The organism is Campylobacter gastrosuis, from assembly GCF_030249845.1.
In the GTDB taxonomy this organism is placed as follows: Bacteria; Campylobacterota; Campylobacteria; order Campylobacterales; family Campylobacteraceae; genus Campylobacter_A; species Campylobacter_A gastrosuis.
Genome location: NZ_JANURM010000008.1, coordinates 37,554 through 62,858, shown reverse-complemented (window position 1 = coordinate 62,858; position 25,305 = coordinate 37,554). Strand labels below are relative to the sequence as shown.

Sequence of the window (25,305 nt, the reverse complement as noted above, 5' to 3'; positions counted from 1 at the left end):
CTTTATTGTTTTTGTAAAAATTTCTCTATCGCTTCTACTTGGCTATACTCTGGATAGGTATCGGCATCTAAGACGACTTGCGATAGAGTCATATTGTCCATATTGCAAACTATCGGTGCTAGAAAATTTACGCTTGATTTTTCAAGTGGGATAGCAACTACTAAGATATTATAAACTCTAAGTTCGCTTGAATCTTTAATATCCATAAGCTCTTGATAGTAGGTAGGGATTTCAAAATCGTAATTTCTTAATGCAAATGGGTTTATCATCGTAAAAGATGTGCTGTCATCTTTGCTTTGCAGTTTTACAAAAAACTTATCAAGCTCTACAAGCTCCATAGTTTTTATATGTTCAAAACCCAAAATGGGACTTTTAACTGAAAAAATCATCGTAAATCTCCTTGTTAAATTTTCGTTATTAAAGCATTTTTAGGATAAATTTAAGATAAAAAAATCAAAATTTTACTACTTTTTATTTTGAGTGAGAGAAAATTTAAAATTTAATACAAAAATAATCCCAAAAAATGTAAAATGGCAAGATATTTTTTTAAAAAAGGATTGGTTATGAAAATTTATAGATATTTACTTGCTGGATTTACGGCGTTTATGATTTTTGGTTGTGCTGAAAAATATACCGAGTTATATAATCTAACTCCTGATGAGTGGTATTCTCAAATCATCGCTGATATAAATAATAGTGATTTAGAGAGTGCTGATAAGCACTATATTTCAATGGCTAGCGAGCACGTGGCAAGTCCGCTTTTAGAGCAAATTTTGCTGATTTTAGCACAGGCTCACGCAAACGATGAGGAGTATATTTTGGCAAATCACTATCTTGATGAGTATATCAAAAGATACGGCGACAACGGCAAAAAGAGCGAATTTGCAGCGTATTTAAAGATAAAGGCGAATTTTGACTCATTTAGACAGCCAAACAGAAACCAAAAGCTAATGCAAGATAGCATAAGGGAGATTGAGAAATTTTTATACACCTATCCAAACACCGAATTTAGACCGCTGATTGAAACAATTCTCGTGAAATTTAGACTTGCCATTTATCATTTAAATGAGCAAATCGCCGATCTTTATACAAGGACTGGGCGTGATGTTTCAGCTGAAATTTACAGACAAAAAGTAGAAAGCTCGGAGTTAAAAGACGCACAGCTTTTAACGCCAGAGCTACCTTGGTATAGAAAAATATTTGAATAATTAGGAGAAAATTTGCAGTTAGATGATAAGTTTTTACCGACACAGCTACCAGTTATCGTTGAAGATGAGCTGTTTTTGTATCCGTTTATGATTACACCGCTTTTTTTAAGCGATGATGAGAATTTAAGGGCGTTAGAGCTAGCCGCTCAAAATGAAACATCGGTGCTAATCGTGCCTTCAAAACCGCAAAATGATGGCGGACGCGATTTTGATAGCGTTTATGATGCTGGGGTTATTGGCACGATAATGCGTCGTGTGCCGTTGCCAGATGGGCGAGTTAAAATTTTATTTCAGGGCGTGGATAAGGCAAAAATCGTAAAAAAGATAGATACAAATCCGATGATAGCTCTTGTAGATACGTTGCACATTCAAAGACCAAGTCAGATAAAAACGGACGCACTTTTAGTCGTGCTTCGTGAGAAGGTCAGAGCTTTAAGCACGCTTAGCCACTTTTTTCCAACAGATCTTATTAAAACGATAGATGAGAGCGTTGAGCCTGTTAGGGTTTGCGACCTTGTTTTATCGGCGTTAAGGCTAAAAAAACAGACCGCTTATGAGTTTTTTATAGAAGAAAATTTAGAGAGAAAAATGCTAAAACTCATTGATTATTTGATTGAAGAGGTGGAGGCAAATAAGCTTCAAAAAGAGATAAAAAATAAGGTTCATTCAAAGATAGACAAGACAAATAAAGAGTATTTTTTAAAAGAGCAGTTAAAGCAAATTCAAGCCGAGCTTGGCACGGATACAAGCCGTGAGGAGGAGCTTGAAGAGTATCGTAAAAAGCTTGAAAATAAAAAGAAATTTATGAGCGATGATGCCTACAAAGAGATAAAAAAGCAGATAGACAAGCTTAGCCGAATGCACCCAGACTCAGCTGATGCAAACACGATTCAGAGCTATCTTGACTGGACGCTTGAAGTGCCGTTTGAAAATTTAGCCAAAAAACGCTCATCAATAGCAGAAGTTAGCAAACACTTAAACGCCGATCATTACAGCTTAGAACGCCCAAAAGAACGCATTGAGGAGTATTTTGCCTTGCGTGAGCTTTTAGAGCTTAGGGGTATAAATGAGAAGGTAAATAATGGCGCGATTTTGTGCTTTGCTGGACCTCCGGGCGTTGGTAAAACTAGCCTTGCAAACTCAATCGCAAAAGCCCTAAAACGCGAGCTTGTGCGTATAGCACTTGGTGGGCTTGAAGATGTAAATGAGCTTAGAGGACACCGCAGGACTTATATCGGAGCGATGCCGGGTCGCATTGTGCAGGGGCTTATTGAAGCAAAGCAGATGAATCCAGTCGTCGTGCTTGATGAGATTGATAAGGTCGGCAGAAGCTATCGTGGCGATCCGACTGCGGTTTTGCTTGAAATTTTAGACCCTGAGCAAAATAACAAATTTAGGGATTACTATCTAAATTTTAACATTGATTTAAGCAAGGTAATCTTTATAGCCACAGCAAACGACGTAAGCGCGATACCAGCGCCACTTCGTGATAGAATGGAGTTTATAAACCTTAGCTCATATACGCCTCAGGAGAAATTTGAGATAGCCAAAAAGTATCTAATCCCACAAGAGCTTAAAAAGCACGGCTTAAAGCCAAGCGACGTAAATATTAGCAAAGACGCCATAACTTTGATGATAGCCGAATACACGCGTGAGAGCGGTGTGCGAAATTTACGCCGTAGGATAGCTGATATTTTAAGAAAAGTCGCAAAAAATATCCTAACTAAAAACGAAACAAAAGTGAGCGTAAGTGCTAAAAATTTAAAAGATTTTCTTGAAAAAAAGGTCTTTGAGATAGAAACAGCCGATAAAAAAGATAGGGTAGGGCAGGTTAATGGACTTGCTTGGACTAGCGTTGGTGGCGATGTTTTAAGGATAGAGGCGGTTAGGATTGAGGGCAAGGGCAGTATGCAAATCACTGGTCAGCTAGGCGACGTGATGAAAGAGTCCGCACAAATCGCATTTAGCGTAGTTAAGGTGCTAATTGATAATAAAAAAATCAAAATTCCACTCTCAATAATCCCAAAAAACAGCGATGATAAAAGGGAGCTAACGCCAAGCGATGTCTATCGTAGGTATGATTTGCACCTGCACGTGCCAGAGGGTGCTACGCCAAAGGACGGGCCAAGTGCTGGTATTACAATGGTTACAGCGATTGCGTCAATTTTAAGCGATATAAAGGTAAGACACGATGTGGCAATGACTGGCGAGATAACGCTAAGTGGCAGAGTTTTAGCTATCGGCGGACTCAAAGAGAAGCTAATCGCCGCTCACAAGGCACAGATAAAAACGGCTTTGATACCTCGTAAAAACTATGAGCGAGATTTAGATGAAATTCCAGATGAAGTTAAGCAAAATATGCAAATAATCGCCGTTGATACGATTGAGGATGTGCTAAAAAATGCACTTGTAAAGTAGGATAAAATTTATTATTTAATTTCTTTTATTTTAATAAAAAATTAGGTAAATTTTAGCCTTGAAATTAATTTTTGGAGGATAAAATGTCAAATATTTATGATTTAGTAGTCATCGGCGGTGGCCCTTGCGGTATCGGCGGTGTCGTTGAAGCAAAGGCAAACGGACTGCAAAAGGTGGTCCTGCTAGAAAAGGGCGATAACCACTCGCAAACAATACGAAAATTCTACAAAGACAACAAGCGCGTGGATAAAGAATACAAGGGGCAAGATAGCACCATTCACGGCGTTGTGGCGTTTGAGGATGGCACGAAAGAGACTACGCTTGACTTTTTTGACAAGTTGCTTGATGACGGCAAGATTGAAGCGGTGTTTAACTGCGAGGTTGAGAGCGTAAAAAAGGTCGGCGAAAATTTTGAAGTAGCCACAGCAAAGGGGCTATACACCGCTAAAAACGTGATGATTACAATTGGCAAAATGGGCAAACCAAACAAGCCAGATTACAAAATCCCGCTCTCGCTAAATAATGTCATAAATTTCAACCTAAACAACTGCTCAAAGGGCGAGAAAATTCTAGTCGTTGGCGGCGGTAACTCAGCGGTTGAATACGCCATTGAGCTTTGTCAATACAACGACACGACCCTAGCTTACAGGCGCGACACGTTTGCTCGTGTAAATGACACAAACCTTGAAGCCCTAAACGAGCTTGAAAAAATCGGCAAAATCAAAGTTAGGCTAAATCACGATATTTCAGGGCTTGATAACGAATCTGGCAAGGTTAAGGTGATTTACACAAACGGCAAAGAGCGTGTTTATGACAGAGTAATTTATGCGATTGGCGGTTCAAGTCCGGTTGATTTCTTACAAAAATGTGGGATAAATATGGACGATAAAGGCAACGCTATCGTTGATGAAAACTACGAGAGCAACATAAAAGGACTTTATGTTGGTGGCGATATTGTGCTTAAAAACGGCGGTTCTATCGTGGTTGCGTTAAATCACGCTCACGCAATTATAAAAGACATTATCAAAAAACGTGCGTAGGTTTTGCCTTGCTTTATAAAAAGATAACTCTTATCATCATCTTTTTTATAGCTGTTTTGGTAGGTATTTTACTATTTAACCTACCAAAACCACAGCAAAAGACCGAACATAAAATTTACGCCTTAAAATTTGATGATTTACCAGATGCCGAAAAAGAAAAATATGTCAGCAAAAATGACCTTTTTGAATACGGCGAATACATAACCCCAAAGAGCTATGCTCAAAATTTCAGCGTTAGTTTTGATAAAAATTTAAGCCAAAACACCGATGAACTTCACTCACAAATTAAAGAACTTCTAGCTAAAAATGAAATTTTAATCAAAGATAACATTGACATTAGCGAGAAAAATTTAGATTTAATCGCAAAACTAAACGAAGCAAAAAACAGCCTAAATGCCAAAAATCAAACGATACAAAGCCAAAATGATGAGGCACTAAAAGCCCAAGAAGCACAGCATTTAAAAAACATAAAAGAGATTACAGATAGGCTAAATTTAGCTCAAAATGAGAATTTACAAAGCGTAAAAGAGTATGAAAAAAAGATAGCAAAGCTTGAAAATGAGATTTTAAATTTAAACACGAATTATGATAAAAATGTAAGCGAAATTTTAAGCCAAAAAGATAGCCAAATTTTAAGTCTGCAAGCTACAAATGAAGCCCTAAAAAACGAGCTAAATAGAAGTTTTGAGGATAAAAATTTAAGCAAAAATGAGATAAACCTAACTCACAAAGAGATACGAAATTTACAAAATGAGCTTGAACTAAACAAAAAAGAGATTGAGAGCCTTAAATTTATAAACAAAAGGGAGATTGAGCGGATAAATAGTGGCTACAACACCCAAAAAATCGCACTTGAAGATGAGCTTTCTAAAAAGTCAAATATGATAATTGATCTAAAAAATGAGCTAAAAATTTCAAACGAAAAGATAACCCAAAGCCAAAAGCAAAGCGATGAGCTTTTAAAAAACAATGAAATTTTAAAAGATGAGTTAAAGGCATTTGTGGCTGAAATTTCAAAGCTAAAAGAGATCATTTTAAAACAAGAAGCAAACCTAAAAAGCTCAAAAGATGAGAGCATAAATCTTGATAAAAACAGCAAAATTTTAGCCAACGAGCTAAACGAAAAGACGCTAAAAATTAAAAATTTAGAGAGTAATTTAACCGAGTTAAACGATGAGCTAAACACGCTAAAAACGGCGTCAAAAACCGATATGAGAAATTATGAAATTTTAAAATCGCAAATAAATGAGCTTAAAAAAAGTGACGATTTAAGCCTAAAAAACGAAATTTTAGAGTTAAAAACCGCACTTGATGAGCGAGATAGAAAGATAAATGAGCTAAAAAATAGCAAGGGCGTGGCTACAAATTCCGAGCTTTTAGCCCAAATAAACGAGCTTGAAGCCGAGATAAACTCGCGCCTTGATAAAGAAGACAATTTAGAAGATGAAAACACAAATTTAAAGAAAATTTTAGAGAGCCAAACCAACCCAGAAGTGCCAAAAAAGCTGGTTTTTGTATCAAAGATTGAGTGTGAGGACGTCGCAAATAACAAGGTCAGCACGATTTGTAAAAACCGAGTGAGTGACTTTTTAAGCCGTTACAACTCAAACTACCTTTATGAAGTCATCGCTATCGTTGATGAGCGTGGCTACTCGCTGCCTTACGAAATCGCCTCAAAAATCAGTAAAAGCGAGCTAGCACGCCTAAATGGCTACGTGGATTTTGGCGTGGGCAAGGAGCGGGCAAACCTAGCTGCTGGGCTGATTAAAGATGAGTTTGGCGAGTTTTCAAGGATAAGTTATAGTAGCGAAGTGATTAAAAAATCAAACGCTCGTGGCTTTATCATAAAAGTGTATAGATGAAAATTTTTCAAATTAAAAACGGCTATCATTACAACAGCGACACGCTTGTGCTTTATGATTTTATCAGCTCGTTTTTACGCCCAAATTTTAGCGGTAAGGTGCTTGATGTCGGCTGTGGTTCGGGTATTTTAGGGCTTTTAATCAAGCGTGATTTTGGTGCTATTAGCCTAAATTTACTTGATATTTTGCCTGAAAATTTAGAGCTTTCAAAGCGAAATTTGAGCGAAAATAATTTAGAAGCTGGGCTAATTTTAAGCGATTTTGCAAAATTTAAAAGCCAAGATAGGTTTGATTTAATCATCTCAAATCCGCCCTATTATCACAGCGGTGTAAAGATGAGCAAAAACCCATTTTTAGCCGTTAGTCGCTATCAAGAAGCACTAAATTTAGGCGATTTTATCAAGGTGGCAAATAGCCATTTAACACCAAGTGGCGAGCTTATCTTTTGCTATGAAAGTGGCGAAATTTCAAGGGTTTTAGCTATATTGAGCGAGTTTAAGCTTAGCTGTTTGGCTATAAAATTTGTCTATGCTAGGGGCGATAAGGAGGCAAATTTAGCACTTTTTAGAGCCAAAAAAAACTCACGCTCAAAGCCAAAAATCCTGCCACCGCTTTTTTTAAAAAATGGCAGTGATGACAGCAATGAAGCAAAGATGATTTATGCTAAATCAGACACAAAGAGTGAATTTTGTTAAGAGAAAACGGCTTTAATTACGAGTTTGACCCTGCTAAATGCGATGAGTGCGGGGGTAGGTGTTGCACTGGCGAGAGCGGTTATATTTGGATTAACGATGATGAAATTGCTGTTTTAGCGGACTTTTTAGGCATTAGCCAAAATCTGCTAAAAGAGCGATTTTTGTTTAAAACAAAGCGAGGTTATAGCATTAAAGAGTGCGAATTTCAGGGCGGTTTTGCCTGTGTGTTCTTTGATAAAGTCAAGAAAAATTGCTCGGTTTATGAAGCAAGACCAAGTCAGTGTAAAACCTTCCCGTTTTGGGAGCATTTTAAAAATAATTTAAGGGAGTTACAAGCAGAATGTATCGGTGTAAATTTGCTTTAATTTTGGCGTTATTATTTACATTTTTAGACGCAAAAAATAGTTTGGATTTTGAAATTTTAAAGGCTCAAAGTCTTGTGCAAAATAGGGACTTTAAGGGTGCAATTAGCGCCTATGAGATGCTTTATAAAAGCACAAAAAAGCCAATCTTTTTAAAAGAGGCTATCAAAATCGCCTTTGATTCAAACGACTCTAAATTTACAAAACTTATGGCAAAAACAAAAGGCATAATCTTAGAAAACGACCCTGAAATTATCAGGCTAAATGCGATGATTTTAATCGCAAAAAACGATTTTAAGAGTGCAAAAGAGCTTGTAGAAAATTTAGCCAAAACCGACAAAAGCGACAGAAATTTCGCCGTGCTTGGAGCCATTGGTATGTTTAGCGGAGATAAAAAAGAGGCGTTTTTAAACTACCAAAAGGCGTATGATTTAAGCCAAAATGCCGACTATTTAGTAAAAATGATACTATCAGATAAGGATAATGAAAAATTAATACCAACACTAGAAAAATATGCCGATACCAATGGCTGTGAGATGAAATTTTGTCAAGAGCTTTTGCGACTTTATGCACAAAAAAACGACCACAAAAATATGGCAAAAACCTTTACTAGAATTTATGAAAACTCGCAGGATAGGCTTGATTTAGAGCGTGGGCTTGGGGTTTTAATTTATGCAAAGGACAAGGACGGCGTTGATGAGTTTTTAAAAAAGCACGACTTTTCAAATGAAACAAAAATAGACGCCTACTCAGCCGTGGGCGACACAAAGCGTGGCGAAGTGGTTGCTAATGAGATTTATAAAAGCACAAATGATCCGAAATTTCTAGCGATGAGTGCGATTTTTGAGTATGAAAACGCCCTGCCAAATGTAAGCGAAAATACGCTAAAAAGCGTGGTGGCTAAATTTGAAAAAAGTGCGATAAATACGCAAAAACCGCTATTTTTAAACTACTACGGTTATCTTTTGATTGACCACGATATTGATTATAAAAAGGGCATTAAACTCGTGCAAGAAGCCCTAAAAACCGAGCCAAACTCGCCGTTTTACCTTGATAGCTTGGCGTGGGGATATTTTAAGATAAAAGAGTGTCAAAAAGCAAAGGAGATTATGGATAAGGCTCTTGGTTTTGATGAGCTAAAAAACACAGATGAGGCGAAAATTCACACTCAAAAGATAGATGAGTGTTTAAAGGGCAAAAGATGATACTTGATGAGATTATCGCTAAAACTAGGGCGGATTTGGAGATAAAAAAGCAAAATTTGCCATTTTCGTGGCTTGAAAATAGCTTTAAAAGCGGTAGCTACGTAAGGCGAGATGTGATAAAAGCCCTAAGTAGCAGTGATGACGAGCCGTTTAGGATTATTGCAGAAGTAAAAAAGGCGAGTCCTAGCAAGGGCATAATCAGGGCTGATTTTAATCCGCTAAAAATCGCAAAAGAGTATGAAAATAGCGGTGCAAACGCCATTAGCGTGCTAACCGAGCCACACTATTTTAAGGGCGATTTAGAGTATTTAGCCCTGCTTAGGCGATACCTAAAAACTCCGCTTTTAAGAAAGGATTTTATCGTTGAAAAATACCAAATTTTAGAAGCAGCAGTCTTTGGAGCGGACTTTGTTTTGCTGATTGCAAAGGCACTTGAAGCTGAAATTTTAAAAGAGCTGTTTTTATACGCAAGGTCGCTTGGGCTTGAAGTTTTATTTGAAACGCACGATGAAGACGATATAAAAAAGGCGCTTTACGCTGGGGCAAATATTATTGGCATAAATCACCGAAATTTAGATGATTTTAGTATGGATATGGGGCTTTGTGAAAGGCTCGTGCCACTTTTGCCAAAGGGTAAAATTGTGGTAGCTGAGAGTGGAATTTACACGCACGAACAGCTAAAAGAGCTAGGCAAAATCGGCGTTAGTGCCTTTTTAATCGGAGAGCATTTTACGAGAAAAGATGATGTGGGTTTGGCTTTAAATCAGATAAAAAGGGGGTTTTAATGGAGCATATTTGTGCGCCTTGGCGGGCTGAATATTTTAGTGCAAAACGCGATGGTTGCGTCTTTTGTGCGATTGCAAAAGATGAGAGTTTTGATGATGAAAACGGCGTGATTTTTCGTGCAAAACACTGCTATGGCGTGATAAATCGCTTCCCCTACACGCCGGGGCATTTTATGGTTATCCCATTTAAGCACAGCGATAATATTGAGGATTTAAGCGATGAGATTTGGAGCGAGATTAGCTTTTTTGTAAAGCGTGGCGTTAAAATTTTAAAAGATGAGCTTGGTGCTAGTGGCGTAAATATCGGTATGAATTTAGGCAAGGCAGCTGGTGCTGGGATTGCTGAGCACGTGCATTATCATCTAGTGCCAAGGTGGGAGAGAGATACAAATTTCATCACTTCAATTGCTGACGTTAGGATTAATGGTGTGCCGTTTGCACCGCTGTTTGAGAAGCTAAAAAGGGCATTTGGTGAGCTTAAATGAGCTTAATGTAAATGAGTGGCTTGGGCTTGATTTTGAGCTTTTAATTGACGCTAGAAGCCCAGCTGAATTTAACCACTCACACATTAAAAACGCCCAAAATTTCTACGCTTTAAGCGATGACGAGCATAAAGAGATAGGTACGATTTATAAACAAAACAAAGCCCACGCAAAGGTGCTTGGCGCAAGGTATATTTGTAAAAATTTAGATACTCATTTAGAAAAAATTTACGATAAGCACAGAGTTGGTAGCTTGGTGGGGATTTATTGTGCTAGGGGTGGTATGCGCTCACATTCAATCGCCTCGGTTTTAGGTATGATTGGCTACCGAGTGGTGCGTTTGGTTGGTGGATACAAAGCGTATAGAAATCACGTCCTAGAAGCGATAAACAGGGCAAATGAGATAAAATTCATAACCCTTTTTGGCAACACCGGCTCATTTAAAACAAAGCTGATTAATAGCCTTGATGAGAGCGTGAATTTAGAAAAATTAGCAAACCATTTAGGCTCGGTTTTTGGTAGCATTAGTGGCATTCAGCCAAGTCAAAAAGCCTTTGAGGACGGCATTTTTGAAAGCCTTTTACGCCTTAAAAATGGCGTTTGCTTCATTGAGGGCGAGAGTGCTAGGATTGGCAATTTAACCCTGCCAAAGCCACTTTATCTAGCGATGAGAGAGGGCGTTAGCGTTGAGATTAGGGCTAGTTTAGAACGCCGAATTGAGTGCATTATGGCAGATTATGAGAGCATTAGCGATGAGTTTTTTTACTCGTGTATGAAAAAAATCACACCATTTATTGCAAAAGACGCAAGACTTCAAGCGATAAAAGCCTTTGAAAATGGCGATTTGGCAATGGTTTGTGAAATTTTGCTTACGAAGTATTATGATAACGTTTATAAAAAACCAGCTCGTGTTGATTTTAGCATTTGTGCAGATGATTTTTTACAAGCTAGGGCTGAGCTTTTAGCGATTTATGATGATTTGGTGCGTAAAAAATTTTAAAATTTATTTGAAATTTGTTAATTATAAGCAACTTTTGGTTAGAATTGTCAATTTAAATTTTGGTTAAAGGGTTATTTTTGAAAAACAGAAAAAATTGGAGCTCACAGCTAACTTATATTTTAGCAGTCGCTGGTGCCACTGTCGGCTTTGGTGCTACGTGGCGATTTCCGTATCTTGTGGGGCAAAATGGCGGTGGTGCTTATGTGCTTGTATTTTGCATTGCTATGATTATCATTGGCATACCGATGATTTTGGTTGAAAACGCCATTGGTAGGCGTTTAAAGCTAAATGCTGTTGATGCCTTTGGCGGTAAAATAGATGGCAAAAAGATTAACAAAATGTGGCGAATCGTCGGCTATATGGGGCTTGTTGGGGCTTTTGGGATTATGGCTTATTATATGGTTATTGGCGGTTGGGTTTTAAACTATATCGCTAAAATTTTTAGTGGCATACTTGATTTAAGTAGCCCTATTGCGCCAGAGATTGCGTCAAAATTTTACGAGCAAAATATCAATCTATCGCCACTTGACATTGGCATTGCCACCTTTGTTTTTGTTTTGATAAATTATATTATTTTGATAAAGGGCGCAGTTGAGGGCATTGAGCGGTCGGCAAAATACCTAATGCCATTGCTGTTTTTATTAATGCTAATTATGGTCGCTAGAAATATCACAATGCCTGGTGCCATTGAGGGGATAAAATTTTATCTAACGCCAGATTTTTCAAAGATAACGCCAAAGCTTTTTGTTGATGTTTTAGGGCAGGTGTTTTTTGCACTTTCGCTTGGTTTTGGCGTGATGATAACGCTTTCTAGTTTTGTAAAAAAAGATGAAAATTTAGTAAAAATCTCAATCGTAACCGGGCTTTTAAACACGACCATTGCGGTTTTAGCCGGATTTATGATTTTTCCATCGCTTTTTACCTTTGGGATTGAGCCAAACAGCGGTCCGAGCCTAGTTTTTAAGAATTTGCCTATCGTTTTTTCACATATGTGGGCTGGGGAGTTTTTTGCTGTTTCGTTTTTTATGCTCTTAATGTTAGCGGCACTTACGACCTCTTTGCCGATTTATGAGGTGTTAATTACCACGCTTCGTGAAAAATTTGGCGTTGAGCGTAAAAAAGCCGTATTTATCGTGCTTAGCGTGATTTTTATCTTTGGGAATTTACCAAGCTTAATGGCTACAAATATCCTTGCTGACGTTAGCATTTTTGGCAAAAATATCTTTGATGCTTACGATGCTATCAGTGCTACGATATTTTTTATCCTGACCTCGCTTGGCTGTGTGATTTTTGTTGGTTGGGTGCTAAAAGATGAGGCAAAGGCTGAAATTTCACAAGGCAGTCAAAAATATGCAAAACTCATTGATATTTGGTATTTATACATAAAATATGTGATACCATTTATCATTTTGATTGTGTTTATTCGTAGCTTTTATGAGAATTTTTTAAATGGTTAGCGTTTTAGTTTTTATCTACATTTTATACGTTTTATTTAGGGTTTTTGTGGCGATTTTGCAGATAAATTTTATCAAAAAAGCCCTGTTAAAACCAGCTGTGATTTTAAGCGATGATGAGTATAAAAGTACTGGATTAATTGCGATTGAAAATCAGAATTTTGGACTATATTCGCTTATTTTTAACGCAGTTATTGCCATTTTTTGGCTTGGCTTTGGACTTGAAATTTTATACTCAAACATCGTAACAGACGCTACAAAAATGCAAAATTTACTATTTGTTTTAGCCTTTATTTTTATAAATGCCTTGCTTGATTTGCCATTTGGAATTTATGAGAAATTTGTTAAAGATAAAAGGCAGGGATTTTCAAATATCACGATTAAAATTTTCATTACAGATACGATAAAAACGATACTTTTAATGCTTATCTTTGGCGGTGGTTTTATTTGGCTGATTTTAACCTGCATAGATTTGCTTGGTAAATTTTGGTGGGTTTGGGCGTTTTTAATAAGCTTTATCATTATAATTGCAATAAATTTGATATACCCTACTATAATTGCACCGCTTTTTAATAAGATGACACCGCTTGAAAATGGCGAGTTGAAGTTAAAAATTGAGAGTTTATTAACAAATTTAGGCTTTAAAAGCAGTGGCGTATTTGTAATGGACGCAAGCAAGCGAGATAACCGCCTAAATGCCTATTTTGGCGGACTTGGAGAGACAAAACGTGTCGTGCTTTTTGATACTTTAATTCAAAAACTAAGCCTTGATGAGATCATTGCCGTGCTAGGACACGAGCTTGGGCATTTTAAGCACAAGGATATTTTAAAAATGATAGCGTTAAGTGCTTTGATGATTTTTTGTTTGTTTGGCATTTTTGCAAATGTCCCAGACGCTATTTATGAGAGTTTGGGTATTTTTGGCGGCGGTGGATTTGTCGTGTTTTTCTTGCTTTTTTCGCCGATTTTTAGCGAAATTTTTAACCCAATAATATCTTATGTGAGCCGAAAAAATGAGTTTAACGCCGATAAATTCGGAGCAAGGATAAAAGACAAAGAGAGTATGATAAATGCCCTTGTTAAGTTAGGTAGCCAAAACAAGGCGTTTGTGCTTTCACACCCTTTGTATTCAGCACTTTATCACTCACACCCAACGCTTTTTGAACGCATACAAAAGCTTAAAAATGACGATTAACGAGGCGCTAAAACTAGCAAAAAACGAGCTAAACGAGTGCGAAAATGGCTCGTTTGTAGCTAGAAAATTACTTGAATTTTACACAAGTCTTAGCACGGAGCAGATTTTTTTAAACGCCAATGAAAATTTACTTGCTTTTAGCGACTATCTTGCCTTGATTAGGCGTTTTAAGGGTGGTGAGCCACTTGAATACATAACTGGCACTGCTTCGTTTTACTCGCTTAATTTTGATATTTTTAGGGGTGTTTTGGTGCCTCGCCCTGAGACTGAAATTTTAGTTGATAAGGTTTTAGAGATTGCTAGGAATTTTAGCGAGTTAAAAATCGCTGAAATTGGCGTTGGTAGCGGTGTTATTAGCATTTGTTTGGCTTTAAATTTAAAAAATGTTTTAATAAAATCAAGCGATATAAATGAGATTGCTTTGCAAAATGCCTTGCAAAATGCAAAGAAATTTGGCGTTAGTGATAAAATTTCGCTTTTTCACTCTAAATTTCTTGATGAAATTGATGATAAAATTGATATCTTAGTATCAAATCCACCATATATCAAAAACGATTACAAGCTTGATATTTGGGTGCAAAACGAGCCAAAATCAGCACTTTTTGGCGGAGTTAATGGCGATGAAATTTTAAAAGAGATTATCAAAATAGCAAGCGATAGAGATATTAAAATTCTAGCTTGTGAAATGGGGTATGACCAAAAAAATTCAATGCAAAATGAGCTTTTAAAATTTGGCTATGAAGCCTCGTTTTACACCGATTTGGCTGGGTTTGACAGGGGTTTTGTCGCACATAAAATTTCAAAGGATTAAAATGTCTTTAAAAAATATTTACCTATTTTTATTAGCTGTACTGGTTGGGATTGAGCTTTCGCTTGGTGTTTTTGTTGCACCTGCGATTTTTTATCCGCAGAGATTTGGGCTTGAAGGCGTTCTTACACACTTTCAAAGTGGCGTGATAATGACGCAAATTTTTATCAAATACAATTACTTTTTGATAATTTTAAGCGCATTTTTTATGCTTTTTGAGCTTTTAAATGCACGTAAAAATGAGCGGTTTAACATTAAAATTTCACGCCTTGCGCTCGCTTTTATAAATTTAGCCTTAGCCTTGGTTTTTGTATTTTACTTTACAGATTTTATCATTACAGCACAGCAAAAAGGCGAGGCTTTTACGATAACAAATGCCGATTTTAACGCCATTCACAAGGCTAGTGAATATGTGATGAAGCTAATGATGATAGCTCAAATTTTGCTATTTTTTATGCAGGTAATTAGCAAAAATGAAGCCAAAAATTGATGAAATTTCGCTATTTTTAACCGAATACGCCGCAAATATGCTAAGCGTTGGCACTTACACAGCTCGTGTAAATCGCTGCGTGGGGCGTATTGCCCTTGCTTACGGGTATGGCGTGAGTATGACAGCATTTACCAAGCATTTTAGCATTAGCGTTACTGATTTAGACGACAGCTCAAATTTTCGCACCTACGTTAAAAACGTTTCGCATAAATTCGTAAGTTTTCGCCTGATTTCAGATTTAAGCGCTTTAAGTTGGCAGATTTTTGATGAGCACGTTAGTTTGGCACAGGCTAGGGCGTATTTTGATGATATTATGAAAATTTCACAAAACAATGAGTTAAAAATGCTAGTGCTTGTAAGTATCGCAAACGCCGCATTTTGCAGGCTTTTTGGCGGAGATTTGGGAGGAGTTTTTGCCGTGTTTTTTGCCACGCTTGTTGGATTTTATCTTAAAATTTTTATGAGCAAAAAGGGCATAAATTTAAAGGTGCAATACATCATCATCGCCTTTATTTCATCATTTTTAGCCTATCTTGGCGTGCATTTTGGGCTTTCAGCCACCGCTGATATTACGATTGGTTCAAGCGTTTTGTATCTGATACCGGGCGTTAAGCTTATAAATTCCATTTTTGATATTTTAAACGAAAATATTCTTGTTGGCATTAGCAACGGCATTAGCACGGGAATTTTGATGATTTGCATTGCAATTGGCGTTTATATGACGATTTTTATCTCAAATTTTGGGATTTTAAATGTCTGAACTTATCTTAAACGCCCTTTTTGACGCACTCTTTGCAGCCATTGCTGGATTTGGCTTTGCCTATGTCAGCTCCCCACCAAAAAAGACGCTCATCTACTCAGCCATAATCGCCGCTATCGCTCACGCAAGCAGGTATTTTTTAATCCAAAGCGGACTTTTAGACATTTCAGCGGCCTCGCTTATCGTGTCGTTTATGGCTGGAATTTTCGGTATGTTTTTTGCAAGACGACTAAAAGTCCCAGCCGAGATTATCGCATTTCCAGCACTTTTGCCTATGATACCGGGAATTTATGCCTACAAAAGCGTTTTGGCACTTTTTATGTTTATTAAAAACGAAGACACTGCCCTAAAAAGCGAGTATTTAATCGCATTTTTTGATAACGCCCTAACGACTGCTTCGGTGATGATAGCACTTGGCGTTGGCGTTTCAGTTACCTTGCTTTTATTTTACGAAGAGTCGTTAATGTGTACTCGTGGCGCACGAAGCACGAGAAAGGAGCAAAAATGAAAATTAGAGTTTATTACGAAGACACCGATGTCGGCGGTATCGTTTATCACGCAAACTACCTGAAATTTTGCGAACGCGCTAGAAGTGAGCTGTTTTTTAACTCGCCCTTAAAGCCATTTAGCGATGATGGCAATTTTGTCGTTTCAAGCGTCAATGCTAAATTTTTAAAACCGGCAAAACTTGGCGATTTAGTTTTAGTAAAAAGCGAAGTTTTAGCCATAAAACACGCAAGCGTCGTGCTAAAACAGCAGATTTTTAACGAAAAGGACGAGCTACTTTTTAGTGCTGATTTTGTTATCGCATATCTTTGCAGGGCAAAAGTCGCTAAATTAAGCGGTGAATTGGTAGAATTTTTTAGACAAAATAGCAATTTTTAATTGATTTTTTATTTAAAACAAGTGGCTAAAATGCCCCATTTTTTAAACAAAGGGGCAAAATGAGCAGGGCAAATTTCTCTTGGATTTTGATAATTGCTGGTGCAGTGGTTGAAATTTTTTGGGTTTCTGGGCTAAAACACGCCGATACACCGCTACTTTACGGGCTTACGATACTTGGGGTTATCTTTTCATTTTCATCTATGCTAATAGCCTGTAAGCACATAGAAGTGAGCGTGGCTTACGCCGTTTTTGTGGGGCTTGGCGCTGGTGGCGTAGTGCTTTCTGAAATGCTGTTTTTTAATGAGCCGTTTTTGGCGATAAAAGTTTCACTCATTGCGGTTTTAATCCTAGCAGTAATTGGCTTAAAATTTTCAAGTAAAGAAAACGATGATAAAGCTACGTCAAAAATTTCAAAAGAACTTGGCATAGATGAGATAGAAGCTGACATAAATGAATTTATTGGGGTGCAAAAATGAGCTGGGTCGCGCTGTTGTTCGCTGGGTGTTTAGAAATTTTAGGCGTGATAATGATGAAAAAATTTATCATCACTGGTAAGAAAAAATTCCTACTTTTCATCGCTATGTTTTTCATTTTAAGCTTTTCGCTTCTTGGCTTTGCTATGGATGAGATTTCTATGGGCGTTGCGTATGCGATTTGGACTGGCATTGGGGCTAGTGGCGGTGTGATTGTTAGTATTTTATTTTTAGCGATTTTAAAAAGCTATTTTTTATATCGCTTATCATAATTTGTAGTATCGCACTTAAAGTAATATCCTAAATTTTGGGGCAAAAGCCCCATTATTCGCTCACTTTTACAAAGCCGTATTTGTCTGTTTTTAAAATTTCAGTTTGATATGTGATTTGGTTGTTTGTTATATTTTTGTTAAAAATTCTCTCTTTATTTGTATCTATTAGACTTTGAAGGTAGTCAAACCCAACCGCACACGAGTAGCTAACGTGGTTAAATCTCATATCTAAATCAAGTAAGGCACTTTTAGCAAAAATCTCGCTGTCATCGCTGTTTATTGAGTTTGCAAGGTATAAATTTTGCCTATCTTTTTGCTTAACAAGCGAGATGAATTTTGGGTCGTAGTTTATCTGTGTGCTAAGCAGGGCAAATGGCGTGATTTCAAAGGTTTTAAGCTGTGTTGCGATTAAAGTTGCCTTAATTAAAGGCAGGTTTAAAAAAATACTTGAACTATTTAGCCTTGAAAATTTTGTAAAATAGCTCTTTAAATTTACATCTTTTACTGACATTTCAATCTCAAAAATTTCGCCCCCAGATAGCGTTTTGACCATATCATTTAAGGTGCGTCCAACCACACTACCATCGCTAAATGCAGTGATTTTGCCATTTGTATAAGCGATTAGCTTTTCAATCTGTAAGCCATAATCAACTCCGCCAAAAACTATGTTTTGATTTGTAAAATTTGCATTGCTAATCGTTGGCAAGTAAAGCGTTTCGTCATCTTTTAAAAGTGGCGAGATTGTGTTTGCTCCGTTTGTCGTAAGCACGGCAATAAAGTTTGAAATTCCAGCATTTCGTGCGTTATCTAGGGCTTTTTGTAGGTTAAAGCCACTCTCATCATCGCTGTTTATAAATTTTAATCCGATTTTTGAATCGCTCCTTAAAGCGTAAGCCATAAGTGATTTTGCAACGATATGCGAGTATGATTTTATGATTTTTGATGGCAAAATCACGGCGATTTTATCCCCGTTTTTTACGGCGATTAGGATACTTTGATTTAGGTTATTATATGTCGCCAAAAGCGTTTTATCGGCGATTTTTTGGGAGTTAAAACGTGCTAAAAAGCTAATTAAAAGCCCATCTTTTAAAAGAGTATTTAGACAGGCTTCATTGCAAAATTCCGGCTCTAAATCAATATAAAACATCTGTGCTGGTGGGATTTGTGAGGGTTGCTGGTCTTTTGCAAAAATGGCTGAAAAAATCAGCAAAATAAGTAAAATTTTTCTCATATTAATCCTTTTAATTTCTCTAAATCTGCTAAAAATTTAGCCTCTAAACTTGGATTTTTAACGACGCTTAAAAGCGAAAAAGTAGGCATTAAAGTGGCATTTTTAAACTTAAAAAAACTACCTCTAACACTCTCAAAAGAGCCGTTAATCTGACCGCCTAAATTTATAAAAACTTCTTCGCCAAGTGCGACAATTACGCTTGCATTTATGATTTTTATCTCCTCAAAAATGTAAGGTTTGCACCTTAAAATCGCCTCATTTTGGCTAAAATTTTGCGAACTTTTGCACCTTAAAATTGAGCTAAAATAAAACTCGCCACGATTTAAATTTAGCGAAATTTTACTCATCTCACACAGCTTTGAGCCTAAAACTCCGCTTAAAAACTCGCCAGAGTTATCATCGCTTGAAGTCGGCTCAAAAGCGATAAACATTATCTTGCTTTTTGTGTCGCCAAAGCCACAAATTGAGTGCTTTGAGCTGTTTTTTAAGGCGCAAAGATTGCAATTTTTAATCTCATAATTTAGCTCATCAATGCTTTTTGGCGTTAAATTTTTAGATGAGCTAATCGTGCTTTCATCTATAAATTTATAGCCCATTGCTCTTAAAAGATACAAATTTTTTAAAATTTCACGATTCATTTTTGTATTGTATTTAAAAAATGCTTAATTTAAATAGTGTTTATTATTCAAAGGTTTTTAAGTATTGCTTTGCTAAAATCTCGCTTTTATTAACATTTAATTTAAGGATAGATATGAAAAGAACATACCAACCTCATAAAACCCCTAAAAAACGCACTCACGGCTTTCGTGTCCGTATGAAAACCAAAAATGGTCGTAAGGTTTTAAACGCTAGACGTGCAAAAGGTAGAAAAAGATTGGCAGTTTAAAAGGCTTTGAGTCTTTAAGCGACTCAAAGGAATTTTCTTCGGTTTATAAGGACGCAAAGAAGTGGCATAATGATGCTTGTGTCCTTTTTTATAGACCTTCACAGGTTAATAAAATAGCTGTTGTTGCTAGTAAAAAGGTAGGTAAAGCAGTTATTCGCAACCGCTACAAAAGGCTTTTGCGTTCTGCTTTTGTCATAGTTTTGCCAGAGATTGTCGGTGGGACTTATGTTATGATAGCCAAGCAGGATTTAGATAAGATGTCGTTTGTTGATATTGTAAAGAAATTACGATGGTCGTTTAAAAAAATAGGATGTTTAAAGTGAGAAGTTTTGCACTCTTGCTTATAAAAATTTATCAAAAACTGATCTCAAAATTTACCCCACGCTCTTGCAGATACTATCCGACCTGTTCAGAATATGCCGTTTGGCTCTTTAAAAACACGGACTTTTGCTCCGCTTTTTTAGCCACTTTTGCTAGAATTTTAAGGTGCAATCAGCTATTTAAAGGCGGTATTGACTACCCTATCGTTCGTAAAAATTTTAGCACAATTTTTGCCTTTAAAAAGATAAAAATTTCGCCCATTTCATTTTGGTTTGTTAGGCAAAATGGCAATAAATTTTACGTTATTAAAAAGATATAAGGATTTTTATGGATAAGCTTTCAACTCAAAAACGTGTGCTTTTAGCCACGCTTTTATCGTTTGTTTTTTTTATTGTTTATGACTATTTTTTCATACCAAAGCAGGTTTTAAGTGAGCAAAATGCAACCGCTAAAACCCAGCAAATCGCCCAAAAATCAGCACCAAGCGACACAAATATAAATCAAGCCATAACAACCACAAAGAGCGATAAAATTTTAACAAAAATCAACACACCGCTATTTGAGGCTGATATTGATGAGCTTGGTAGGATTAGTAAATTTTACCTAAATGAAGCAAAATACAAAAACGATGACGGCTCACGCACACAGCTTGTTAGTGGCTCTCTTATGCCACTTGAAATTCGCTTTACCGACACGGCAATAAACGAGAAGGCGTTTAAAGTCCCTTACGTGGCAAACATAAGCGAGATTGATTTAAAAAACGGCACGGCAAGTGTGAGTTTAACGCAAAATTTAACAGATTTAACAATCACAAAGAATCTCACATTTTATCCAAACGGCAAGTATGATTTAGAGATAAAAACTAGCAAAAATGTCCAGTATTACGTTACAACTGGACTTAGACCAAGTGTTGCGATTGACGCTTACACGATTCACGGAGCCTTGTTAAGAGATAGCGAAGCAAAGCTTGAAATTTTAGAAGATGGCGACGTTAAAGCTGGTGGCGAGCAGTTTGCTAATATTAACATTTTAGCCGCATCAGATCGCTACTACACCACGCTTTTTTACTCGTTTGATGCAGTGCAAAACGCCGTTATTAGCACCGATGAGCACGAAAATGCACTTGTGTTTTTAAAGCACAGCGGAGATTTAAAGATAAATGGCTACATCGGACCAAAAGATTATGAAATTTTAAAATCAATTGACACACGCCTAACAGATGTCGTTGAATACGGCTGGTTTAGCTTCATTGCTAAGCCGATGTTTTGGTCGCTCTCGTGGCTTCATAGCCACATTGGCAACTGGGGCTGGGCGATAGTCGTGCTTACATTAATTATACGTGTGCTTTTATTTCCGCTCACGTATAAAGGTATGCTTTCAATGAATAAGCTTAAAGAGTTAGCCCCAAAAATGAAAGAAATTCAGGCTAAATACAAGGGCGACCCACAAAAGCTAAACGTCCATATGATGGAGCTTTATAAGAAGCACGGAGCAAATCCAATGGGTGGCTGTCTGCCGATTTTACTGCAAATTCCAGTGTTTTTTGCGATTTATCGGGTTTTATTAAACGCCATTGAGCTAAAAGGCGCTGATTGGATTTTATGGATACACGACCTTTCGGTGCTTGACCCATATTATGTTTTACCGATACTTATGGGTGCGACTATGTTTTTACAGCAAAAGCTCACGCCTACGACATTTACCGACCCTATGCAAGAGAAAATTATGAAATTTTTACCGCTGGTTTTCACGCTATTTTTCTTTACATTTCCAGCTGGTCTTACGCTTTACTGGTTTGTTAATAACCTTTGTTCGGTTATCCAGCAAGTCGTTGTAAATAGGCTATTTGAAAAGCACAAAAAGGCGGAGGTAAAGGCGTAATGAGGGTAGAAGCTAGTAATTTACAAGAGGCATTTTCAAAGGCAGCCGAGCAACTTGGCTGTTCTGTTACAGAGCTTGATGTTAAAGAGATTATCCAGCATCCAAGTAGCGGATTTTTGGGCTTTTTTAAGAAAAATGCGATTATTGAAGTAGAAAGAGAGCAAAAGGCTCAAAATCAGCAAAAATTCCACGAAAAAGATGAAAATAGGGCTGAGCAAAGGCAAAATTCTCAAAAGCAAGAGCCTAAAAAGAAGCAAAAAAATAAAAAGCCAAATCAGCCAAAACAACAGGCTGAAAAGAAGCCAACCCAAATAAACGACCCATTTGTTGAGAGTGTGGAGCAAAAGCCAGATTATGTCATCAAAAGGATTGATGAAACGCCAAAAAAACACGAGAGCAAAAATATCCTTGACACCTCTATAATTGATAATTTTCATCAAAATTTTGATGATGAAAAGCCTAGTGTGGAGAGTGAAAAGACACAAAAAGAGCCGATTGATTTTGATAAAATTCTGCCAGAGATTAAGCGTGGGCTTGAGACACTTTTTGGGGCTAGTTGCTTTGAGATTAGCAAGATTGAGGTTAGTAAATATTCAGATGATTGCGTCTTAATTGAGCTTGATGGAGCTGACGCTGCTTTGCTTATTGGCAAAGAGGGCTACCGATACAAGGCTATTTCGTATCTGCTTCACAACTGGCTTGGCGGTAAATTTAATCTCTCAATTCGCCTTGAAATCGCTGAATTTTTAAAAAATCAAGAGGCGATGATGGATCAGTATCTGCTTAGTGTCGTTGAGCGAGTAGAGCAACACGGCAAGGCTCAAACAAAGCCACTTGACGGGGTTTTGGTTAAAATTGCACTTGCAAAATTGCGTGAAAAATTCCCGCAAAAATATGTCGGCATTAAGTCAAACGGCAATGAAAAATTTGTAGTCGTAAATGAGTTTTTCAAAAAATAGCACAATCGCTGCAATCGCCACTGCACACGGACTTGGCTCGGTTAGTATCGTTAGGGTTAGTGGCGAAAAGGCACTTGAAATTTCGCTAAAACTAACCAAAAAAAACACGCTAAAACCACGCCACGCCACGCTTTGTGAAGTTTTTTGTGGTGGAGAATTTTTAGATGAGGCGATTTTAATCTACTTTAAAGCCCCAAATAGCTTTACTGGCGAGGACATCGTTGAGTTTCAAACTCACGGCGGATTTGTCATCTCAAATATGATTTTAAACGAGCTTTTAAGGCTTGGCGTTGTTTTAGCACAGCCCGGCGAGTTTAGCAAAAGGGCGTTTTTAAACGGCAAACTTGACCTGGCAAAGGCAAACGCAATCACTGCAATAATCAACTCACGAAGCGAAGGTGCGGCTAAAATTTTAGCAAGGCAGATGCGTGGGGAGCTTGGGCGATACACAGATGAGATTAGGGCTGAGCTTGTTAGGACATTAGCCTATGTTGAGACTAGCATTGATTATGCAGATGATGATCTGCCAAGCGATTTGCTGGGTAGCATTAAAAATATGTTATCTCAAAATAGCCAAAAACTTGATAAAATGGTAGCCATTAGCAAGGAGCGTAGGGGGCTAATTGACGGCTTTAAAATCGCAATTGTCGGCAAACCAAATGTCGGCAAAAGCTCAATTTTAAACGCACTTTTAAAATTTGAGCGTGCTATCGTTTCAAACGAGGCTGGCACGACAAGAGATACTATTGAAGAGGGGCTAAAAATCGGCACTCATTTGGTTAAAATCATTGACACAGCAGGGATTAGAAGCGGTGCTGGGGCAGTTGAGGAGATAGGCATTAGCTACTCGCTTCGTGCCATTGATGAGGCTGATATTATTGTGGCTGTTTTTGACGGCTCAGAAGTGGCAGATGAGGGCGATAAAAGGATATTATCGCTACTTGACGGACTTGATAAGAAGCTATTTTTTGTGTTAAATAAGAGCGATTTAGGCGTTAGATTTGATATAAATTTAAATGAGCCGATTAAAATTTGTGCCAAAAATGGCGTAGATGAGCTAGTAAATGAAATTGAAAATTTTCTAAACACGCAAGATACAAACGAGATAATGCTAAGCTCACTGGCTCAAATAAGGGCGTGTGAGGCGGCTAGCGGTGCGTTAAAAAGGGCGTTTTTGCTCTTAGATGAGAGCGAGATTGAGCTGTTTGCTTATGAGATAAATTTAGCCATAAAAGAGATAGCAAGTATCACAAGACCGCTTGAATATAGCGAAGTGCTTGATGAGATGTTTTTAAATTTTTGCTTAGGCAAGTAAGGGATCAAAATGAAAAACTATATCATAATTTTATGCGTGTTGCTGGGGGGGGGGGGGGGAGTAGCAAAGATAGTTTAGAATTTAAGCTCATTTATCACAACAACACTTCAAATAATCTACTAACTACAATAAATATTTCATATTTTTTAAAACTAATTAAATTTTTTAAGGAGATTTTATGAGATTAACAAGTGGTTTAAGGTTTGGTTTGTTAGCTTGTTTGGCTTATGCTTTTGGTGGTTGTGCCTTAAATGGGGTTAATTTTGTGGATTTTGAAGTGCCAAATTATGATGAGAGTTTGCTTTATCTTTATAGTCCAAATGGTAATGTTGTGATAAGAGTAGAAGGCAAAATTGGTCCAAACGATGATAAGAAACAAATAATATGGCGAAATGGAGAATTTTTAAAAATCAGACTAAGGGCAAATAATAAATATATTTACTGGGCTAAAACTGAAACGACAAGTTCGGTCGTGATTGATGCCAAGTCGGGAGAGATTATTTGTGTCAAGCTCACGGGCGGTGTGGGTTTTCGCGCATTTCGCCCATATCTGCAAATCGTTGATTTAGCAACTTGCAAAAACGAGATAAGAAAAACACAAAACTCACCACAGCAAGAATTCTTTAATCATTTAGTGGATGAAGATTCGTTATTTGAGTAAAATTTGTGGCAATAGCCCCAGTTAAATTTAGCCTAAAATGATTTTTACAAAATGCCAAAGGTCCGAAATTTTCAGGCTTTGAAACGCCAAAAGATGATGAGAGTCTACTTTATGTATATCGCCCAAGTGCTGCTGTTGGCTCAATGGTAAAGTATAGTATTGGCGTTACTAGCGATGATGATAATAAAACTTTAATCAGGCTACGAAACGGCGGATTTTTAAAAACTAGCCTAAAAGCAAATAAAGAGTATGAAATTTGGGCTAAAACTGAGGCAAAAAGCTTCGGTCGTGATTGAAACTAAGCCAAATGAGATTTACTGCGTAAAAGGTGGCGTTGGTATCGGCTTTTTTGTTGGCAGACCACAGCTTAAAGCCGTTGATTTAGAAACTTGCCAAAAAGAGATTATAGAAACTAGAAGTTCGTTAAAAAAAGAGATTAAAAACTAATTTTGGTGGGCAAAATGCCCACGCATTTAGTAAAATACGTAACGTTTTTGTTAGTAAAATTTTGGCAAAACGATCATTAAATTTTAAAGCAAACGCTCACATATCGCTAAAATCTCGGAGCAAATGGCTAAGTTATTTACCAAAAAAGCCTATGGCAAACGCTAAATTTAAAGCAAATGCCTAAAAAAAAGCTTGGGGCAAACGCCCCAG

General features: G+C 37.2%; 31 protein-coding genes. 28 read left to right on the top strand and 3 right to left on the bottom strand.

The features are described from left to right. Positions 1–2: 2 nt before the first annotated feature. Positions 3–389 (bottom strand): flagellar assembly protein FliW, encoded by a 387-nt coding sequence (fliW, locus tag NYG85_RS07280; protein ID WP_284937823.1) that lies wholly within the window; start codon positions 387–389, stop codon positions 3–5. 174 nt (positions 390–563) lie between these two features. Here fliW and NYG85_RS07275 point away from each other — a divergent pair, with 174 nt between their 5' ends. From NYG85_RS07275 to NYG85_RS07185, 19 genes are all read left to right on the top strand, one after another. Then, complete coding sequence (locus NYG85_RS07275) at positions 564–1,208, top strand: outer membrane protein assembly factor BamD (RefSeq protein WP_284937822.1); 645 nt, start codon at positions 564–566, stop codon at positions 1,206–1,208. Between the two features lie 12 nt (positions 1,209–1,220). Next, positions 1,221–3,626, top strand: a complete 2,406-nt coding sequence (gene lon, locus NYG85_RS07270) for an endopeptidase La (RefSeq protein WP_284937821.1) — start codon at positions 1,221–1,223, stop codon at positions 3,624–3,626. Positions 3,627–3,709: 83 nt separating this feature from the next. Further along, the gene (locus NYG85_RS07265; protein ID WP_284937820.1) at positions 3,710–4,666 is read left to right on the top strand and encodes an NAD(P)-binding domain-containing protein; all 957 of its coding nucleotides are present in this window, start codon (positions 3,710–3,712) and stop codon (positions 4,664–4,666) included. An 8-nt stretch (positions 4,667–4,674) separates the two neighbouring features. Beyond that, positions 4,675–6,528, top strand: a complete 1,854-nt coding sequence (locus tag NYG85_RS07260; protein WP_284937819.1) for a coiled-coil domain-containing protein — start codon at positions 4,675–4,677, stop codon at positions 6,526–6,528. Next, the gene (locus NYG85_RS07255; protein ID WP_284937818.1) at positions 6,525–7,223 is read left to right on the top strand and encodes a tRNA1(Val) (adenine(37)-N6)-methyltransferase; all 699 of its coding nucleotides are present in this window, start codon (positions 6,525–6,527) and stop codon (positions 7,221–7,223) included. The genes NYG85_RS07260 and NYG85_RS07255 overlap by 4 nt, the downstream gene beginning before the upstream one ends. Then, a complete protein-coding gene (locus NYG85_RS07250) occupies positions 7,217–7,588 on the top strand; it encodes a YkgJ family cysteine cluster protein (protein ID WP_284937817.1) in 372 nt (123 codons plus the stop codon). The genes NYG85_RS07255 and NYG85_RS07250 overlap by 7 nt, the downstream gene beginning before the upstream one ends. Next, positions 7,564–8,790, top strand: a complete 1,227-nt coding sequence (locus tag NYG85_RS07245; protein WP_284937816.1) for a tetratricopeptide repeat protein — start codon at positions 7,564–7,566, stop codon at positions 8,788–8,790. The genes NYG85_RS07250 and NYG85_RS07245 overlap by 25 nt, the downstream gene beginning before the upstream one ends. Further along, positions 8,787–9,575, top strand: a complete 789-nt coding sequence (trpC, locus tag NYG85_RS07240; protein ID WP_284937815.1) for an indole-3-glycerol phosphate synthase TrpC — start codon at positions 8,787–8,789, stop codon at positions 9,573–9,575. The genes NYG85_RS07245 and trpC overlap by 4 nt, the downstream gene beginning before the upstream one ends. After that, complete coding sequence (locus NYG85_RS07235; protein ID WP_284937814.1) at positions 9,575–10,060, top strand: HIT family protein; 486 nt, start codon at positions 9,575–9,577, stop codon at positions 10,058–10,060. The genes trpC and NYG85_RS07235 overlap by 1 nt, the downstream gene beginning before the upstream one ends. Beyond that, positions 10,047–11,057, top strand: coding sequence for a tRNA 2-selenouridine(34) synthase MnmH (gene mnmH, locus NYG85_RS07230; protein WP_284937813.1), 1,011 nt, complete (start codon positions 10,047–10,049; stop codon positions 11,055–11,057). The genes NYG85_RS07235 and mnmH overlap by 14 nt, the downstream gene beginning before the upstream one ends. 77 nt (positions 11,058–11,134) lie before the next feature. Then, positions 11,135–12,514 (top strand): sodium-dependent transporter, encoded by a 1,380-nt coding sequence (locus NYG85_RS07225; RefSeq protein WP_284937812.1) that lies wholly within the window; start codon positions 11,135–11,137, stop codon positions 12,512–12,514. Further along, positions 12,507–13,706: a M48 family metallopeptidase gene (locus NYG85_RS07220; protein WP_284937811.1), complete on the top strand. Its 1,200-nt coding sequence runs from the start codon at positions 12,507–12,509 to the stop codon at positions 13,704–13,706. Before NYG85_RS07225 ends, NYG85_RS07220 begins: the two co-directional genes overlap by 8 nt. Next, positions 13,696–14,517: a HemK/PrmC family methyltransferase gene (locus NYG85_RS07215; RefSeq protein ID WP_284937810.1), complete on the top strand. Its 822-nt coding sequence runs from the start codon at positions 13,696–13,698 to the stop codon at positions 14,515–14,517. Before NYG85_RS07220 ends, NYG85_RS07215 begins: the two co-directional genes overlap by 11 nt. Before the next feature lies 1 nt (position 14,518). Next, on the top strand, positions 14,519–15,004 hold the full coding sequence (locus NYG85_RS07210) for a DUF4149 domain-containing protein (RefSeq protein ID WP_284937809.1): 486 nt from the start codon (positions 14,519–14,521) through the stop codon (positions 15,002–15,004). Then, a complete protein-coding gene (locus tag NYG85_RS07205) occupies positions 14,988–15,764 on the top strand; it encodes a threonine/serine exporter family protein (RefSeq protein WP_284937808.1) in 777 nt (258 codons plus the stop codon). The genes NYG85_RS07210 and NYG85_RS07205 overlap by 17 nt, the downstream gene beginning before the upstream one ends. Next, complete coding sequence (locus NYG85_RS07200; RefSeq protein ID WP_284937807.1) at positions 15,757–16,272, top strand: threonine/serine exporter family protein; 516 nt, start codon at positions 15,757–15,759, stop codon at positions 16,270–16,272. The genes NYG85_RS07205 and NYG85_RS07200 overlap by 8 nt, the downstream gene beginning before the upstream one ends. Continuing rightward, positions 16,269–16,649: a YbgC/FadM family acyl-CoA thioesterase gene (locus NYG85_RS07195; RefSeq protein WP_284937806.1), complete on the top strand. Its 381-nt coding sequence runs from the start codon at positions 16,269–16,271 to the stop codon at positions 16,647–16,649. Before NYG85_RS07200 ends, NYG85_RS07195 begins: the two co-directional genes overlap by 4 nt. A 59-nt stretch (positions 16,650–16,708) precedes the next feature. Then, positions 16,709–17,125 carry a DMT family transporter gene (locus tag NYG85_RS07190; protein ID WP_284937805.1) on the top strand — a complete coding sequence of 139 codons (417 nt, stop codon included), beginning with the start codon at positions 16,709–16,711 and terminating at the stop codon, positions 17,123–17,125. Continuing rightward, the gene (locus NYG85_RS07185) at positions 17,122–17,394 is read left to right on the top strand and encodes a DMT family transporter (protein WP_349252802.1); all 273 of its coding nucleotides are present in this window, start codon (positions 17,122–17,124) and stop codon (positions 17,392–17,394) included. The genes NYG85_RS07190 and NYG85_RS07185 overlap by 4 nt, the downstream gene beginning before the upstream one ends. Positions 17,395–17,446: 52 nt before the next feature. Here the strand turns inward: NYG85_RS07185 and NYG85_RS07180 are convergent, their stop codons facing one another. After that, on the bottom strand, positions 17,447–18,625 hold the full coding sequence (locus tag NYG85_RS07180; protein ID WP_284937804.1) for a hypothetical protein: 1,179 nt from the start codon (positions 18,623–18,625) through the stop codon (positions 17,447–17,449). Further along, a complete protein-coding gene (locus NYG85_RS07175; RefSeq protein ID WP_284937803.1) occupies positions 18,622–19,263 on the bottom strand; it encodes a uracil-DNA glycosylase family protein in 642 nt (213 codons plus the stop codon). The genes NYG85_RS07180 and NYG85_RS07175 overlap by 4 nt, the downstream gene beginning before the upstream one ends. A gap of 113 nt (positions 19,264–19,376) precedes the next feature. On the opposite strand from NYG85_RS07175, the gene rpmH reads away from it, so the two are divergent. From rpmH to NYG85_RS07130, 9 genes are all read left to right on the top strand, one after another. After that, the gene (gene rpmH, locus NYG85_RS07170) at positions 19,377–19,511 is read left to right on the top strand and encodes a 50S ribosomal protein L34 (protein ID WP_284937802.1); all 135 of its coding nucleotides are present in this window, start codon (positions 19,377–19,379) and stop codon (positions 19,509–19,511) included. Further along, on the top strand, positions 19,499–19,834 hold the full coding sequence (rnpA, locus tag NYG85_RS07165; RefSeq protein WP_284937840.1) for a ribonuclease P protein component: 336 nt from the start codon (positions 19,499–19,501) through the stop codon (positions 19,832–19,834). The genes rpmH and rnpA overlap by 13 nt, the downstream gene beginning before the upstream one ends. Next, on the top strand, positions 19,831–20,151 hold the full coding sequence (gene yidD, locus NYG85_RS07160; protein ID WP_284937801.1) for a membrane protein insertion efficiency factor YidD: 321 nt from the start codon (positions 19,831–19,833) through the stop codon (positions 20,149–20,151). The genes rnpA and yidD overlap by 4 nt, the downstream gene beginning before the upstream one ends. An 8-nt stretch (positions 20,152–20,159) precedes the next feature. Then, complete coding sequence (gene yidC / locus NYG85_RS07155; RefSeq protein WP_284937800.1) at positions 20,160–21,713, top strand: membrane protein insertase YidC; 1,554 nt, start codon at positions 20,160–20,162, stop codon at positions 21,711–21,713. Then, on the top strand, positions 21,713–22,672 hold the full coding sequence (locus tag NYG85_RS07150; protein ID WP_284937799.1) for a Jag N-terminal domain-containing protein: 960 nt from the start codon (positions 21,713–21,715) through the stop codon (positions 22,670–22,672). Before yidC ends, NYG85_RS07150 begins: the two co-directional genes overlap by 1 nt. Continuing rightward, the gene (gene mnmE, locus NYG85_RS07145) at positions 22,653–23,987 is read left to right on the top strand and encodes a tRNA uridine-5-carboxymethylaminomethyl(34) synthesis GTPase MnmE (RefSeq protein ID WP_284937798.1); all 1,335 of its coding nucleotides are present in this window, start codon (positions 22,653–22,655) and stop codon (positions 23,985–23,987) included. Before NYG85_RS07150 ends, mnmE begins: the two co-directional genes overlap by 20 nt. Positions 23,988–24,165: 178 nt before the next feature. Beyond that, the gene (locus NYG85_RS07140; protein WP_284937797.1) at positions 24,166–24,648 is read left to right on the top strand and encodes a hypothetical protein; all 483 of its coding nucleotides are present in this window, start codon (positions 24,166–24,168) and stop codon (positions 24,646–24,648) included. Between the two features lie 143 nt (positions 24,649–24,791). Continuing rightward, positions 24,792–24,944, top strand: coding sequence for a hypothetical protein (locus NYG85_RS07135; RefSeq protein WP_284937796.1), 153 nt, complete (start codon positions 24,792–24,794; stop codon positions 24,942–24,944). After that, complete coding sequence (locus NYG85_RS07130; protein ID WP_284937795.1) at positions 24,937–25,095, top strand: hypothetical protein; 159 nt, start codon at positions 24,937–24,939, stop codon at positions 25,093–25,095. Before NYG85_RS07135 ends, NYG85_RS07130 begins: the two co-directional genes overlap by 8 nt. Positions 25,096–25,305 lie beyond the last annotated feature (210 nt).

Bases quoted from the DNA above. Each gene is read 5' to 3' on its own strand.
- NYG85_RS07275 (WP_284937822.1), top strand. From the start codon at position 564: ATGAAAATTTATAGATATTTACTTGCTGGATTTACGGCGTTTATGATT.
- NYG85_RS07190 (WP_284937805.1), top strand. From the start codon at position 16,709: ATGAGCAGGGCAAATTTCTCTTGGATTTTGATAATTGCTGGTGCAGTG.
- NYG85_RS07135 (WP_284937796.1), top strand. From the start codon at position 24,792: ATGGTAAAGTATAGTATTGGCGTTACTAGCGATGATGATAATAAAACT.
- NYG85_RS07140 (WP_284937797.1), top strand. From the start codon at position 24,166: ATGAGATTAACAAGTGGTTTAAGGTTTGGTTTGTTAGCTTGTTTGGCT.
- NYG85_RS07175 (WP_284937803.1), bottom strand. From the start codon at position 19,263: ATGAATCGTGAAATTTTAAAAAATTTGTATCTTTTAAGAGCAATGGGC.
- mnmE (WP_284937798.1), top strand. From the start codon at position 22,653: ATGAGTTTTTCAAAAAATAGCACAATCGCTGCAATCGCCACTGCACAC.
- NYG85_RS07265 (WP_284937820.1), top strand. From the start codon at position 3,710: ATGTCAAATATTTATGATTTAGTAGTCATCGGCGGTGGCCCTTGCGGT.
- NYG85_RS07205 (WP_284937808.1), top strand. From the start codon at position 14,988: ATGAAGCCAAAAATTGATGAAATTTCGCTATTTTTAACCGAATACGCC.
- rpmH (WP_284937802.1), top strand. From the start codon at position 19,377: ATGAAAAGAACATACCAACCTCATAAAACCCCTAAAAAACGCACTCAC.
- NYG85_RS07200 (WP_284937807.1), top strand. From the start codon at position 15,757: ATGTCTGAACTTATCTTAAACGCCCTTTTTGACGCACTCTTTGCAGCC.
- NYG85_RS07245 (WP_284937816.1), top strand. From the start codon at position 7,564: ATGTATCGGTGTAAATTTGCTTTAATTTTGGCGTTATTATTTACATTT.
- NYG85_RS07255 (WP_284937818.1), top strand. From the start codon at position 6,525: ATGAAAATTTTTCAAATTAAAAACGGCTATCATTACAACAGCGACACG.
- NYG85_RS07150 (WP_284937799.1), top strand. From the start codon at position 21,713: ATGAGGGTAGAAGCTAGTAATTTACAAGAGGCATTTTCAAAGGCAGCC.
- yidC (WP_284937800.1), top strand. From the start codon at position 20,160: ATGGATAAGCTTTCAACTCAAAAACGTGTGCTTTTAGCCACGCTTTTA.
- fliW (WP_284937823.1), bottom strand. From the start codon at position 389: ATGATTTTTTCAGTTAAAAGTCCCATTTTGGGTTTTGAACATATAAAA.
- trpC (WP_284937815.1), top strand. From the start codon at position 8,787: ATGATACTTGATGAGATTATCGCTAAAACTAGGGCGGATTTGGAGATA.
- NYG85_RS07180 (WP_284937804.1), bottom strand. From the start codon at position 18,625: ATGAGAAAAATTTTACTTATTTTGCTGATTTTTTCAGCCATTTTTGCA.
- NYG85_RS07185 (WP_349252802.1), top strand. From the start codon at position 17,122: ATGAGCTGGGTCGCGCTGTTGTTCGCTGGGTGTTTAGAAATTTTAGGC.
- NYG85_RS07215 (WP_284937810.1), top strand. From the start codon at position 13,696: ATGACGATTAACGAGGCGCTAAAACTAGCAAAAAACGAGCTAAACGAG.
- NYG85_RS07195 (WP_284937806.1), top strand. From the start codon at position 16,269: ATGAAAATTAGAGTTTATTACGAAGACACCGATGTCGGCGGTATCGTT.
- NYG85_RS07220 (WP_284937811.1), top strand. From the start codon at position 12,507: ATGGTTAGCGTTTTAGTTTTTATCTACATTTTATACGTTTTATTTAGG.
- NYG85_RS07235 (WP_284937814.1), top strand. From the start codon at position 9,575: ATGGAGCATATTTGTGCGCCTTGGCGGGCTGAATATTTTAGTGCAAAA.
- NYG85_RS07210 (WP_284937809.1), top strand. From the start codon at position 14,519: ATGTCTTTAAAAAATATTTACCTATTTTTATTAGCTGTACTGGTTGGG.